General features: G+C 55.2%; 15 protein-coding genes. 11 read left to right on the forward strand and 4 right to left on the reverse strand.

What is annotated here, in order from left to right; genetic code table 11:
• Positions 1-87: 87 nt before the first annotated feature.
• Entirely contained in the window at positions 88-702 is a 615-nt protein-coding gene (locus tag Q4551_RS12190) for a hybrid sensor histidine kinase/response regulator (RefSeq protein ID WP_303434192.1), read from the forward strand.
• Positions 703-760: 58 nt separating this feature from the next.
• On the opposite strand, the gene Q4551_RS12195 is transcribed toward Q4551_RS12190, so the two are convergent.
• Positions 761-1,375, reverse strand: a complete 615-nt coding sequence (locus tag Q4551_RS12195) for a response regulator transcription factor (protein WP_303434119.1) — start codon at positions 1,373-1,375, stop codon at positions 761-763.
• A gap of 439 nt (positions 1,376-1,814) precedes the next feature.
• On the opposite strand from Q4551_RS12195, the gene Q4551_RS12200 reads away from it, so the two are divergent.
• On the forward strand, positions 1,815-2,909 hold the full coding sequence (locus Q4551_RS12200; RefSeq protein WP_303434120.1) for a DcaP family trimeric outer membrane transporter: 1,095 nt from the start codon (positions 1,815-1,817) through the stop codon (positions 2,907-2,909).
• 111 nt (positions 2,910-3,020) lie between these two features.
• Here the strand turns inward: Q4551_RS12200 and Q4551_RS12205 are convergent, their stop codons facing one another.
• On the reverse strand, positions 3,021-4,466 hold the full coding sequence (locus Q4551_RS12205; protein WP_303434121.1) for a gamma-aminobutyraldehyde dehydrogenase: 1,446 nt from the start codon (positions 4,464-4,466) through the stop codon (positions 3,021-3,023).
• Positions 4,467-4,487: 21 nt separating this feature from the next.
• Positions 4,488-5,405: a LysR family transcriptional regulator gene (locus tag Q4551_RS12210; RefSeq protein ID WP_303434122.1), complete on the reverse strand. Its 918-nt coding sequence runs from the start codon at positions 5,403-5,405 to the stop codon at positions 4,488-4,490.
• 432 nt (positions 5,406-5,837) lie between these two features.
• Here Q4551_RS12210 and Q4551_RS12215 point away from each other — a divergent pair, with 432 nt between their 5' ends.
• From Q4551_RS12215 to Q4551_RS12235, 5 genes are all read left to right on the forward strand, one after another.
• Positions 5,838-6,971, forward strand: a complete 1,134-nt coding sequence (locus Q4551_RS12215; RefSeq protein ID WP_303434123.1) for an ABC transporter substrate-binding protein — start codon at positions 5,838-5,840, stop codon at positions 6,969-6,971.
• An 87-nt stretch (positions 6,972-7,058) separates the two neighbouring features.
• Entirely contained in the window at positions 7,059-8,108 is a 1,050-nt protein-coding gene (locus Q4551_RS12220; RefSeq protein ID WP_303434124.1) for an ABC transporter ATP-binding protein, read from the forward strand.
• A 1-nt stretch (position 8,109) separates the two neighbouring features.
• Positions 8,110-9,078 carry an ABC transporter permease gene (locus Q4551_RS12225; RefSeq protein ID WP_303434193.1) on the forward strand — a complete coding sequence of 323 codons (969 nt, stop codon included), beginning with the start codon at positions 8,110-8,112 and terminating at the stop codon, positions 9,076-9,078.
• Positions 9,068-9,877, forward strand: a complete 810-nt coding sequence (locus tag Q4551_RS12230) for an ABC transporter permease (protein ID WP_303434125.1) — start codon at positions 9,068-9,070, stop codon at positions 9,875-9,877. Before Q4551_RS12225 ends, Q4551_RS12230 begins: the two co-directional genes overlap by 11 nt.
• Before the next feature lie 84 nt (positions 9,878-9,961).
• A complete protein-coding gene (locus tag Q4551_RS12235) occupies positions 9,962-11,398 on the forward strand; it encodes a gamma-aminobutyraldehyde dehydrogenase (protein ID WP_303434126.1) in 1,437 nt (478 codons plus the stop codon).
• 129 nt (positions 11,399-11,527) lie between these two features.
• Here Q4551_RS12235 and Q4551_RS12240 read toward each other — a convergent pair whose 3' ends face one another.
• Positions 11,528-11,758 (reverse strand): hypothetical protein, encoded by a 231-nt coding sequence (locus Q4551_RS12240; RefSeq protein ID WP_303434127.1) that lies wholly within the window; start codon positions 11,756-11,758, stop codon positions 11,528-11,530.
• A gap of 19 nt (positions 11,759-11,777) precedes the next feature.
• Here Q4551_RS12240 and Q4551_RS12245 point away from each other — a divergent pair, with 19 nt between their 5' ends.
• The 4 genes from Q4551_RS12245 (at position 11,778) to Q4551_RS12260 (ending at position 14,015) form a co-directional block, all read left to right on the forward strand.
• The gene (locus tag Q4551_RS12245; RefSeq protein ID WP_303434128.1) at positions 11,778-12,425 is read left to right on the forward strand and encodes a cysteine hydrolase family protein; all 648 of its coding nucleotides are present in this window, start codon (positions 11,778-11,780) and stop codon (positions 12,423-12,425) included.
• A 45-nt stretch (positions 12,426-12,470) separates the two neighbouring features.
• Positions 12,471-13,373 (forward strand): EamA family transporter RarD, encoded by a 903-nt coding sequence (gene rarD, locus Q4551_RS12250; protein ID WP_303434129.1) that lies wholly within the window; start codon positions 12,471-12,473, stop codon positions 13,371-13,373.
• A 131-nt stretch (positions 13,374-13,504) separates the two neighbouring features.
• On the forward strand, positions 13,505-13,759 hold the full coding sequence (locus tag Q4551_RS12255; RefSeq protein ID WP_303434130.1) for a type II toxin-antitoxin system Phd/YefM family antitoxin: 255 nt from the start codon (positions 13,505-13,507) through the stop codon (positions 13,757-13,759).
• Positions 13,752-14,015 (forward strand): Txe/YoeB family addiction module toxin, encoded by a 264-nt coding sequence (locus tag Q4551_RS12260; RefSeq protein WP_303434131.1) that lies wholly within the window; start codon positions 13,752-13,754, stop codon positions 14,013-14,015. Before Q4551_RS12255 ends, Q4551_RS12260 begins: the two co-directional genes overlap by 8 nt.
• The last annotated feature ends 99 nt before the right edge of the window (positions 14,016-14,114 follow it).

The raw sequence follows: 14,114 nt of genomic DNA on the forward strand, positions 1-14,114 counted from the left end.
AGGCCGGATTCTGGTCGGCAGTCGTCGCCGGCAACAGCAGGTATTAATACAGGTGTTAGATACTGGCATTGGTATCCGGCCCATGAACTGGATATGATTTTTGAGGAATTTCACCGGTTGGCAGCCGAACGCACAGGTGCAGACACCGACATACACACCCCCGCCAACACCAAAGGGCTAGGGCTGGGGCTATCGATTGTACGGCGTTTGTGTTTACTGCTGGATCATCCGATACAGGTTATCTCAGAACCGGGCCGAGGCAGCTGTTTCAGCGTATCCATTCCGACAACCATCGCCCCATTGGCATCCATCACACCAGAAGAAAACACCCAGAATACCCGTGGCTCCGGATTGATACTGTGTGTCGATAACGAGCAGCAAATCATCGACGGCATGGCAATGCTACTGGGAGACTGGGGCTATCAGGTGGTTACAGCCAGTAGCTTTAACAGAGCACGCAAAGCGTTAGCCGGGGAAATCCCGGATCTGGTGATTATCGATTACCACCTGGACCAGGGAGTGACCGGGCTGGACGTGATGGCCGGTTTCAGCCAGGTATGGCAGCAACCAGTACCCTGTCTGGTTATTACTGCCGACTATACCGATGAGGTAAAACAGGGCATTGAGGAGCTGGGCTTTATGCTATTGCGAAAACCGGTAAAACCAATGGCATTACGGGCCTTGTTACATAAAATGTTGTAGCAGACCGTGACTTTATGGTTATGGCTTATTGCCAGAACCCGTTTGCTGTCGATCTCGATCAGTCTGGTATTTCCAGCTGCTGTACAATAAGTGCTGCCTGGGTGCGATTATTGATATTAAGCTTTCGAAATATATCGCTGATATGAGATTTGACAGTTGTTTCCTTGATATTAAGAGTGTAGCCAATTTGTTTGTTTAATGCCCCCTCAGCAATCAGTTGTAATACGCGCAGCTGCTGTGGTGTCATTTGGCTCAGGCGGGCCGTTGTATCATCTTGCGGTTGACCGGTAAATTCCGGAAAACTCAGTTTACCTTCCATAACCTGTGCCAGCGCCTGGCTGATACCGGCGATGGTTGACGACTTCTGGATATAACCCAGTGCCCCCAGCTGGCGTACCTGCTCGATCACCATCCGGTCCTCGCTGGCACTGACAATCACAATCGCCAGTTGTGGAAACTCCGCCCGCAGCCGCATCAAGCCCATCAGACCGGTATTTCCCGGCATTCGCAGATCCAGCAACAGAAGGTCAATGGCTTGCTGCCCTACGGTCTGCAGCACCTGGTAAAAGTCCTCGCATTCACTGCTGCTACAGGCAATGCCGGTTTCATCCAGAGCATCGCTCAGCGCTCGACGGAAGAGCGGGTGATCATCGGCAATCAGAACCTGATACATGGGTTTATCCCTGTTTTTATCGTTATGCGCTCGAATCTACTCCCGGCTTTCCAGATCAAGCAAGTGTTTACCGCCTCAAAGTGCCCCTTCACCTACTAAAGTAGGGCGACTATAGCAGGACGACCATTGCAGGATAAACTCAGAAACTATTCATATTAACAAATCAACCACCGGGCTATTAATAAACAAAACCAAACAATATACCAGCAATCAGTACTTTGGCAGGGGATTTGATTATCCAGCACCCGCCATCGCAGCCACTATCGCAACCACCAATACAAACAGATCATATTCCTGGTTTTATTCCTACTATTTTACGGGATACCCATTGCAAGCCCTTGGATATAGTTTTTTAACCCTTGTAGCGCTGGCATGGCCAGAACGACCAATATCTGCAACGGCAATAAAAAATATAAAATAACCAACAGCAGGACATATCATGCACAAACACAACAAGAGTGGATGGCTCCCGGTAACCGTCTTGGCCACAGCCGCCATGGCAGTATCACCCCTGACTCAGGCTGATATCGACAGTAGCAACAGTTTCAGCGGCTATGTCAAAACCGATATTTTGTTTGATGCCGAAAACGATGCGTCTGCCAGCCACACCCGTAACCAATCACTGATTACCCTGAACGAAAACGAGGCAGAAAACGAAGAAGGCGACCTGAATATGTCATCGCTGGAATCCCGCCTCAAATTTGCCCACACCAGCACAGGTACTCCCGTTGGGAATCTTAAAGCCGTCATCGAGGGCGATTTTTTCTCTGGGTCCTCCAGTGTTTTTAACCTGCGCCACGCTTATCTGCAGCAGGATAATCTGACCATTGGCCGCACCTGGAGCACCTTTATGGATCTTGGTGCCCTGGCCGAAACCGCCGACTTTGGTGGCCCGGCCGCGCGGATCTTCTCGCGTAAATCACTGGTTCGATACGCCATCCCCATGGGCAACAACACGCTGGAACTGGCCGCTGAACAGCCAATAAACTCCGAAGACCCGGATGTTCCGGACCTGGTCGCAAAATACACCACCAAAACCGGGTTTGGGCACCTGAGTGCTGGCGTTCTGATGCAAAAAATCAATGTTGGTGACGAAGTCAAGGACGACAGCGCCATGGCGTTTGCTGGCCGATTCTCTGGCCGCATCAATATCGCCGACGATAACCTCAAGTTTTCCCTGATTTCAGGTAGCGGCCTTGGTGGCTATATGAACTTTGGCGACGTGGCCGCCTACGATTTCAGTGGCGACAGCCTGGAGTTATCCAAACAGACCGGCGTCAAACTGGCCTATCAGCATGTATTCTCTCCTTCTCTGCGCTCAACACTGCGGCTAGCCAAAACCACAGCAAGCCTCGATGGCAACGACATGGGCGACTTCTCATCCATGCACCTGAATCTGGTTTACAACGCCTACCAGCCGCTGAAGTACGGTGTTGAACTCATCAAGGCGACCAAGAAACAGGCAGAAGGGAATACCTTTACTGAAGACCTGAAACTGAATCGCTTGCATATGTTTGCCAAACTGGCGTTCTGAAGCCTGCCGGAAATAACCGCGATATAGCCCCCACACCCGTGGGGGTGTTGCCAATATACCAACCCTTTTGCCGTCACCACACGGCTTGTCGCAGAGTAGCCAAACTATCCATCACGACCGATGACTCAGCATGATATGGCGGGCCACGGAAAACTCTTCCAGTGCGCTGGCGGAGAGGTCTTTGCCATAACCGGAGCTTTTCAGGCCGCCGTGGGGCATTTCGCTGGGGAGTATAAAGTGGTTATTGATCCAGGTGGTGCCGTATTCGAGCTGACTGGCGGTGGCCATGGCGCGGCCGATATGCCCGGACCAGACCGATGAGGCCAGGGCGTATTCGGAATCGTTGGCCCAGTCGATGGCTTGTTGTGTGGTTGGGCAAGAGGTGACGGAGACCACTGGGCCGAAGACTTCCCGGCGGACTATTTCATCGTCGTGGCGAGCACCGGCCAGCAAGGTCGGCTGGTAATAAAAGCCGAGGCCTTCGGGTATCTGTCCACCTGCCAGCAGCTGGATATGGGGTTGTTCGAGCGCCCGTTCGACAAAACTGGCGACGCTGTTGCGCTGGCGCTGGCTGATCAGCGGGCCAAGATCATTGCAACGGTCGTCGGCCTGGTTAAAGGTCAGCGAGGCGACTTTCTCTGCCAGTGCTTCAATCAGCGGCTGATAAATACGGGCGTCAGCGTAAATATGGCAAGCGGCGGTGCAGTCTTGCCCGGCGTTGTAGTAGCCATAGCGCCCCACTCCTTCAACCACCGCATCGAGGTTGGCGTCTGCCAGCACAATCACCGGGGCTTTGCCGCCCAGTTCCAGATGCGTGCGTTTGATTGAGCGCCGCGCCGCCTGCAAGACTTTTTGTCCGGTAGAGATATCACCGGTCAGAGATACCATGCGGACATGTCGGTGGTTGATCAGCTGGCTGCCGACGCTGTCGCCGCGCCCCAACACTATATTGACGACACCGGGCGGCAGTACCGCATCCAGAATATCGGCCAGGACCAGCGCCGTCAGTGGCGTTTGTTCCGACGGTTTGAATACCATGGTGTTGCCTGCGGCGATCACCGGGGCAATTTTCCAGGCGGCCATCATCAGCGGATAGTTCCAGGGGGCGATGGCCGCCACCACACCAATCGGGTCACGGCGAATCATGCTGGTGTGGCCGGGCAGGTATTCACCGGCAGCCGGGGCGGACTGGCAACGTACCGCTGCGGCAAAAAAGCGGAACACATCGGCAGTGGCCAGTACGTCGTCTTCGGCCACCTGATGCAAGGGTTTGCCACAATTCAGCGCTTCCAGTTGCACCAGTTCCGTGGCGCGGGCATCGATACCGGCGGCGATGGCCAGCAACATGGCCGCCCGTTCGCCGGGGCTGGTCTGGCGCCATATCCTGGCAGCCTGACGGGCAGCGGCTACAGCAGCATCAACCTGCTCGGCAGATGCCTGTGGCAAGTTGATCAATAACTCACCGCTACGCGGGTTGATGACGGCTTCAGCCTCTCCATCTCCGGCCATACGCTGGCCCTGTATCAGGATATTGGTCGGCAGCTTGTTGGCATTCATGGCTTCTCTCCCGGCTGGTCGTCAGCTGTTGGCGTGGTTATGGCGTACCGGCAGGGATTCCCGGGCCACTGGCAGGAACAGGTCAATCAGTGGATTACGGGCACCTCCGCGCCGCCAGGCCAGTCCGATATCGAGGGTTTCTGATACTTCGGTGATACGACGGGCCTCGACGGTATCACCTTCGACTGACCACGGCCGGTAGGTCATATCAGGCATCAGCGCCACTCCCATACCCGCAGATACCAGACTGCGCACCGCTTCTACCGAGGCGCTGCGCAGGCTGACGGTGGGCTTGCTGTCGGCCTGCGCCCAGAGGTTACGAATACGTTGTTCCATCTCATCGACGTTAAGCAGAATCAGCGGCTCATGCAGTAAATCCTTGAAGCCAATGCTGTCGAGCTGCAGCAGTTCGTGATCGGGCGGCAACCAGAGGCGGTAATGGGAAAAGGTCAGTACTTCGGTATTCAGGGCGCTGAGGTATTTGAGATTCGACAGGATCAACACCCCGACATCGATCTCACCACTGACTAACAGATGCTCGATATAGTCCCGGTCATCTTCAACCACCCGTAACTTGACGCGGTGATAAATGCGCTGGAAGCGCGCCAGCAGATCAGCCAGATAATATCCGGCGACCAGACTGGTCACGCCGATGGTCAATTCACCGGTTACGGTTTCGGTACTTTGTTGCAGGCTGCGCCGGGCGTTGTCTACCGATGCCAGCACCAGATGTGCCTGACGCAAAAACTGGTGGCCCTGGTGCGTCAGCTCCATGCCCTTGGCGTGCCGACTGAACAGGGTGACGCCGAGGTCATCTTCCAGCTGTTTGATGGCGGTGGTGAGGGTCGACTGGGAAATCGGCACCGCCTGGGCCGCCGCCGATACCGACCCGGTTTCGGCAATGGCTATAAAGTATCGGATCTGGCGCAGGCTCATCATGGTAAAACAGGTGCTCCGCGAGGTGTTGTCCAAGGGCTGTCATGGTTGCGTTGGGCATATTTTCTGTACATGTCTTCCGGGCATATATTCATTGTTAGCAATGTCACTCACACCCGCGATAGCTGCCGGGTCCTGATGGCGGTGACTAACGTCCGTCCGTCATCTGCGCCAGACAAGGGTTTTCCTGTAAATACCGGGGCTTACGCCAGTATTAACAATCTGTTTTGGATATACCACTGCTAAGTTTTTCGTAGCTATCGTTTTTTCAGAAGGCTTCTTTCTTAATTAACAATTGGAGCCAGATAAACCCCTCGCTTTAGCCTGAGGCTCTCGTTGCATCCCGTTCCACAGCTTCCGCCATCCGTAGCGGCGCTCGGGACACGACGCTAAACCGGCGCAAGCCTTCCATACGTTCAGGCAGAGGAAAACCCCATGGCAACACGTCATCTGATACTCAGCACCTTGTTGGCTGGCAGCGCACTGACTGCGCTGGCTGGCTCCCAGGGAGAAGGCCGCGTCGATATTATCGCCTGGCCCGGCTACATTGAACGCGGCGATACCGACCCCGCCTATGACTGGGTCAGCGGCTTTGAGCAGTCCACCGGTTGTTCCGTCAATGTCAAAACCGCAGCGACCTCGGACGAAATGGTCAGCCTGATGGCCAAGGGCGGTTACGATCTGGTAACGGCATCCGGTGATGCTTCGTTACGACTGATTTACGGCAAGCGGGTACAACCAATCGACACCAGCAAGATCAAGGCCTGGAGCAGTATCGACCCACGGCTGCAAAACGCGCCCTGGTTTACCCTTGATGGCAAACACTACGGTGTGCCCTTCCAGTGGGGTCCCAACCTGATGATGTACAACACCGATGTATTCAAACAGGCACCGGACAGCTGGAGTGTGGTGTTTGAAGCCACGACCCTGCCCGATGGCCAGTCCAACAAGGGTCGGGTGCAGGCCTATGACGGTGCCATCTATCTGGCCGATGCCGCGCTGTACCTGAAGTCTGCCCGCCCGGAACTGGGTATCAAGGACCCGTACGAACTGAACGAAACCCAGTACAGCGCGGTACTGGCGCTATTACGCACGCAACACAGCCTGATCCATCGTTACTGGCACGACTACAACGTGCAGATGAGCGATTTCAAGAACGAAGGCGTTGTGGCCTCCAGCAGCTGGCCTTTTATGGCCAATATCCTGATCGCAGAAGGTGCCCCGGTAGCCACGGCGTTTCCGCAGGAAGGGGTAACTGGCTGGGCTGACACCACCATGTTGGCTACGGATGCGGCCCATCCGAACTGTGCTTACGAGTGGCTCAACTGGTCGATCACCCCCAAGTTGCAAGGTGACCTGGCGTCCTGGTTTGGTTCCGTTCCGGCGGTGCCCGCCGCCTGTGATAACAATGCACTGCTGGGTGCCGAAGGTTGCACAACCAATGGGATGGACAACTTCGACCAGGTGTTTTTCTGGAAAACGCCAACCTCCAACTGCAGCAGTCAGGGCAGCTGTGTTTCCTACAGCCGCTGGACCCGGGATTACATCGCCATTATGGGCGGCCGCTGAGCCTGCGCAGTACAAGCGCTGTATGAATACAGGTTGACTGCCGGGCCTGCTGGCCCGGCAATGCGTTCACAGGACACGATATATTTTATGAATACCGCTGTTGAGTTTTGCCAAACCAGCCGCTGCTTCGGCGATGTCCGGGCAGTTGATCAGGTCTCGCTGAAAATTGCAGAAGGCGAGTTTTTTTCCATGCTGGGGCCTTCGGGTTCCGGCAAAACCACCTGCCTGCGGCTGATTGCCGGGTTCGAGCAACCGGACGATGGCCATGTCATCATTCATGGCCGCGACGCTACCGGGCTTCCGCCGTACCAGCGTAACGTCAATACGGTGTTTCAGGACTACGCCCTGTTTCCCCATATGAACGTGCTCGACAACATTGCCTATGGGCTGATGGTCAAGGGCGTCAATAAAAAAGAGCGCCAGCATCGCGCCGCCGAAGCGCTGGATATGGTGGCGCTGGGGCAGTATGGCCAACGCAAGCCGGCGCAACTGTCTGGTGGTCAGCGTCAGCGGATTGCATTGGCCCGGGCATTGGTCAATCGCCCCAAGGTGCTGCTGCTGGACGAGCCGCTGGGGGCACTGGATCTGAAATTACGCGAGCAAATGCAAGGGGAACTGAAACGGCTGCAACGCCAGCTCGGTATCACTTTTGTGTTTGTTACCCACGACCAGACCGAGGCGCTGTCGATGTCGGATCGCGTGGCGGTGTTTAACCAGGGCCGGATTGAGCAACTGGATTCACCCCGTAATCTGTACAACCAGCCGCAAACGGCGTTTGTGGCCGGTTTTGTCGGTTCTTCCAATGTCTTGCACGGTGCACTGGCGCAGCAATTGTCGGGAAAATCCGCCGCGCTGGCGATTCGCCCGGAATATATTTCGATCAGACACTCCGGCTCCGCTGCTCCATCAGACACGGCATCCACCGAGCTCATCAACCTGCCCGGGGTGATTAAAGACGTGCAATATCAGGGCTCAAACACCCGTATTGAAGTGGAGCTGGAACCCGGTGTCAGCATCGCCGCCTCCGAGGCCAACAGCCTGTTGTCGAACCACACCGCACGGTTGCCGGGGCAATCGGTTCAGGTCAGCTGGAGCCGTCAGGCCATGGTGTCTTTGCGGGATAACGCGAGTGTCTGACATGACTTCAAAATCGTCACTGCCAGCGGCTGACAACAGCCCTGTTTTCACGCCGCCATCCGGGCTGCTGTATCGGGCGGCGGATCGGCTTTATCGTCGCCCCAATCTGCTGCTGGCCTTGCTGCTGCTACCGCCGCTGCTGTGGTTTGGCTCGGTGTATATTGCCTCGCTGCTGGCGCTGTTATGGCAAGGGCTGTACACCTTCGACGACTTCACCATGCTGGTGAACCATACCCTGACGCTGGAAAACTATGCCCGGCTGTTTGATCCCGCCAACTTCGACATCATCCTGCGTACCCTGCTGATGGCGCTGGCGGTCTCGGCGTTCAGTGCGATATTGGCTTTCCCGGTGGCGTATTATATGGCGCGTTACGCCAGTGGTCGTATCAAGGCCTTTTTCTATCTTGCCGTGATGCTGCCGATGTGGACCAGTTACATCGTCAAGGCTTATGCCTGGACGCTGCTGCTGGCGCAGGAAGGGGTGTCGCAGTGGTTTGTTCATCTGCTCGGTCTGACACCGTTGCTGGATGCGCTACTGGCGCTTCCCGGTGTGGGAGGCAATACGCTATCGACTTCCAGTCTCGGGCGTTTTCTGGTGTTCACCTACATCTGGTTGCCTTTTATGATTCTGCCGATTCAGGCATCGCTGGAACGCCTGCCACCGTCGCTGTTGCAGGCCTCTTCCGACCTCGGCGCTACTCCGTTCAGAACCTTCCGCCACGTTATTCTGCCGTTGTCGGTACCGGGAATTGCCGCCGGTTCCATCTTTACCTTTTCTCTGACTCTGGGGGATTACATTGTGCCGCAGCTGGTGGGACCGCCAGGCCTTTTCCTTGGCAGTATGGTGTACGTACAACAAGGGTCGATTGGCAACATGCCAATGGCCGCCGCATTTACGCTGGTGCCGATTGTGCTGATTGCGATTTATCTGTCGATTGTGAAACGTATGGGAGCTTTTGATGCACTCTGATCAACACGCCAGTGTATGGCTGAAATGCGCCGCCTGGGGCGGTCTGGTGTTCCTGCACTTCCCCATTGTGATTATTGCGATGTATGCCTTTAACACCGAGGAGTCGGCTTTCAGCTTTCCACCCAAGGGATTTACCCTGCACTGGTTCAGCGTCGCTTTCGGACGGGCTGATGTGCTGGAGTCGATTGGCCTGTCGCTGAAAATTGCCAGCCTTGCCACTGCGATTGCCATGGTGCTGGGCACGCTGGCAGCGGCGGCCATGTATCGCCGTTCGTTTTTCGGTAAAGACAGCATCACCCTGATGTTGATTCTGCCAATTGCCCTGCCCGGTATTATCACCGGTCTGGCACTGTTGCAGGCATTCCAGGCCATGGATATCCAGCCCGGTATCCTTACCATTGTTGTCGGCCATGCCACCTTTTGTGTGGTGATTGTTTACAACAATGTGGTGGCGCGTTTTCGGCGCACTTCCGGCAGCCTGATCGAAGCCTCGATGGATCTTGGCGCGGATGGCTGGCAGACCTTTCGCTATATCCTGTTGCCAAATCTGGGCACCGCCATGCTGGCCGGTGGCATGCTGGCGTTTGCGCTGTCGTTTGATGAACTGATTGTTACCACCTTTACTGCCGGTCACGAAAAACCTCTGCCGATCTGGCTGCTGAACCAGCTGACCCGACCACGGGATGTGCCAGTCACCAACGTGGTTGCCCTGATGGTAATGCTCGCCACCATGGTGCCGGTTTTTCTGGCTTACCTCCTTACCAAGGGTGGCGATGACGTTGCCGGTAGCGGCAAATAACGAGGCAATCTTTCATGAGCACTGACCTATCCACTTTATCTGACACCTGTCCGACCTATCGTCTGAACCAAGAGGCCCAATACCATGCCCACTACCATGATTAATAAAATGCTGATCAACGGCGAACTGATTGCTGGCGAAGGCAAGCAACTGGAAGTATTTAATCCGGCCACTGGCGAGGTACTGTGCCTGATTGCCGAAGCCACCGACGCCCAGGTCAACACCGCCGTCAGTGCCGCTGATGACGCTTTCGACAGCTGGAGCCAGCAAGCGCCCAAAGACCGCGCTTACCTGCTGCTGCAATTGGCCGATCGTATTGAAGCCATGGGCGAAGAGCTTGCCCGCCTCGAATGTAACGACACCGGCAAACCCTTTGCCGCCATGCAGGACGACGAAATCCCGGCTGTTGCGGATGTCTTCCGCTTTTTTGCCGGTGCCTCCCGTTGTCTCAGTGGTTCCGCAGCGGCCGAATACCTGCCCGGTTTTACTTCCATGATTCGCCGTGATCCGCTCGGTGTTGTGGCTTCCATCGCGCCCTGGAATTACCCCTTGATGATGGCTTCCTGGAAGCTGGCACCCGCGCTCGCCGCCGGTAACTGTGTGGTACTCAAGCCATCGGAGCTAACCCCGCTGACCACTCTCAAGCTGGGTGAAATAATGCAGGAGATTTTCCCGGCGGGCGTCGTCAACACGGTGTTTGGCGGCGGTGCCAGCGTCGGAGCCACGCTGACCACTCACCCGGGAGTGCGTATGGTGTCGCTGACCGGCTCGATCGCCACCGGCCAGAAAATCGTGCAATCCAGCACGGAAGATATGAAACGCACCCATATGGAACTGGGTGGCAAGGCACCGGTACTGATTTTTGATGATGCGGATATCGACGACGCCGTCGAAGGTTTGCGGGCCTTCGGCTACTACAACGCCGGACAGGACTGCACCGCCGCCTGTCGCATCTACGCCCAGAAAGGTGTGTACCAGCAGCTGGTCGATAAACTGACCGCGGCCGTCTCCACCATCAAAATCGGCAGCCAGTACGAAGACGGCACGGAAATGGGGCCGCTGGTTTCCCAGGCTCACCTCGAACGGGTGGCCGGTTTTGTGGATCGCGCCCGCGAACAACCGCATATCACCATCGCCACCGGTGGCAAGATTGCCGATCGCGCAGGCTATTTCTACGAGCCGACCCTGATTGTTGGTGCCCGGCAGGAAGATGAAATCGTCCGCCGTGAAGTCTTTGGCCCGGTGGTCTCGATCACCGAATTCGACACCGAAGCCCAGGCTCTGGCCTGGGCCAACGACTCCGATTACGGCCTCGCCTCATCCCTCTGGACCGCTGACACCGGTCGTGCAGCCCGCCTCAGCGCCCGCTTGCAATACGGCTGCACCTGGGTCAATACCCATTTTATGCTGACCAGCGAAATGCCCCATGGCGGCATGAAAATGTCGGGTTATGGCAAGGATATGTCGATGTACGGCCTGGAAGACTACACCACCGTCCGTCATGTAATGATCAAGCATTGAGTTGACCAACATCCGCAGGGTTGTCCGGTGTGATGCCCTGCGAGCATTCCGATACGATCACTCCTGCTTGGCAGCGGAGGATTGATGCGAGGTTCGGCCGCGGTCACGGCATCACCTTCCCTGCCGCCATTATGCCACCACCAGAACCCGCAGGCGGTCTGCCAACACGCCTTGCCACACCCCGCCTTGCCACACACCCTGCCTTACCGCATCACCAGCGCGGATCAGCACCCAGAGATGGCCGGTTAGTACGCCCTTGCTGTCAAAGCGGATGCCAACCCGGTTCGTTTTCATGTCATGGTAGCCATCGCCGTCGTGGTAAACATGGCTGCAATGCCGAATACCAGTAATCAGTAACATAGAAAGAGGTCAGCGAACCATGTTGAAAAAAGTTGAATGGGCCATTAACCCCCGGCGCACAGCGCTGATTATTGTTGATATGCAAAAGATTTTTTGCGAGCAGGACGGTGCCTTGTTTGTGCCGTCAAGCAGGGCCATTATTGCGCCCATCAAACGCCTGTCCGAATACATGCGTGCCGCGGCCATGCCAGTAATTTATTTACGCCATGTAGTGCGGGGAGATGGCTCTGACACCGGGCGTTTCCGCGACTTGTATCCGGATGCCGATGCCCAGTTTGCGCGTTCCAACCCGGCCATTGAAGTGATCGATGAGCTGCAGCCACAAGACGGTGACATTGTCGTCGACAAGTTGTTTTACAGTGGTTTTCATAACACCGATCTCGACATGATCCTGCGGATGAAAGACATCGATACCCTGATTGTCTGCGGCACGGTGACCAATGTCTGCTGTGAAACGACCATGCGGGATGGTGTACACCGCGAATACCGGATGATTGCGCTAAGCGATGCCAATGCGGCCATGCCCTATCCGGATATGGGGTTTGGTGAGGTGTCGGCAGACGAGGTACAACGCATTGCCCTGACGGCGATGGCCTACGAATTTGGTGAAGTCACCAATACTGCCGATCTGATGCAGCGCATCCATAACGCGCTGCAAAACGAATGATTAACGTCTGATACGCCCTCTGCCGACAGCGGGCATGGGAGTTTTATGTTGTTTACAGGCGTTCTGCTGTCCATTGCGGCCTCCGTGTTGTTTGGCCTGCTGTCGTATTACAGTGTGTTGTTATCGCCTCTGGATGGGCCGTCGGTCTTCGGCTGGCGGATCATTTTTTCACTGCTGATCTTTGCTTTGCTAGTGCTGTTTAGCCGCAGCAGCCAGCGTGTTTGGACCGATATCCGACGTTTGTTTGGCCGCCCCGGCAATGGCTTCTCGACCTTGCTCTGTAGCGGCCTGATTGCAATGCAACTCGCGCTGTTTGGCTGGGCACCGATGAACGGTGAAGGTCAGGCGCTGGCGATGGGGTATTTTCTGCTGCCTCTGCTTATGGTGGTGATCGGGCGCTTTCTGTATCACGAAACTATCCGTCCATTACAAGCACTGGCGGTGACTCTGGCGCTGGCCGGGGTGCTGGCCGGATTGATATTGCATGGCCACTTTTCACCGGTATCCCTGATTGTAATGCTGGGTTTTCCACCCTATTTCATGCTCAGGAAACGGCTGGCCCTGAAAGGGTTGAGTGGTATTTTTATCGAGCATCTGGTGATGCTGCCCCCGGCCTTGATCATATTGTTTATGTGGGACTTTAATGCCGATTTTTTTGTGGCGCGGGAGGCGTCATCCTGGCCGGTACTGATCGGGCTTGGTCTACTCAGCAGTACGGCGCTGTTTTGTTATCTGGGAGCCGGGCAACGCCTGCCTTTTGCTCTGTTTGGTATGTTGGGTTATGTCGAACCGCTGTTGCTGTTTGTGGTGGCCTTGCTGTTGGGTGAGCCCTTTGTTGCAGCGGATCTGTGGATGTATGTCCCTATCTGGCTGGCGGTGCTGTTGCTGGTGCTTCATGGCGTCCGGCAGCTGGGCCGACAGCCACGGCCTGCACTACCTCGCTTCTGAAAAGCTGGATCTTTACAAAGCCGCACGGACTGAGGGCGTGAACTGCCAAGACGAAGTTATGCACAACATTCTGTACATGTATTTATCTTCAAGCTAGACTTGTGCTATATCCTGTACAGGTGAGATGCAAAATGAGAATTGTCTCTTTTACTGAAGCCCGAAATGGTCTAAAAGCCGTCTTGGACAATGTTATTAACGATGCGGATACTACTGTAATCACTCGTCGTGACTCTGAAGATGCTGTTGTAATGTCATTGGATTACTACAACAGCCTTATGGAAACTGTACATTTACTTCGCTCACCAGCGAACGCCGAACACTTAAATCGTTCAATTACGCAGTTTAAAACGGGTAAAACGACTCAGCGAGATCTTATTGATGAGTGACAGGTTATTATCATGGACTGATGAAGCCTGGAATAGTTACGTTTATTGGCAGACTCAAGACAAGAAAACCTTGAAACGCATCAATACCTTGATTACCGATGTTCAGCGTTCTCCGTTTGATGGAATTGGAAAACCGGAAGCCCTTAAAGAAAACCTTTCAGGCTTCTGGTCTCGCAGAATAGATGATACCAATCGTTTGGTATACGCCGTGGATGATACGGCAATTATTGTTATCTCGTGTCGCTACCATTACTAATAAGTGGCAGCTAACAATCAAATGTTGGGGACACAAACACGTGGGCTGCTTCGCAGGATACCCCACGCAGCCACAAAAAAGCCCCCGCAAGCGGAGGCA

Origin of the sequence: Oceanobacter sp. 5_MG-2023, assembly GCF_030548165.1 — a bacterium.
GTDB lineage: Bacteria > Pseudomonadota > Gammaproteobacteria > Pseudomonadales > Oceanobacteraceae > Oceanobacter.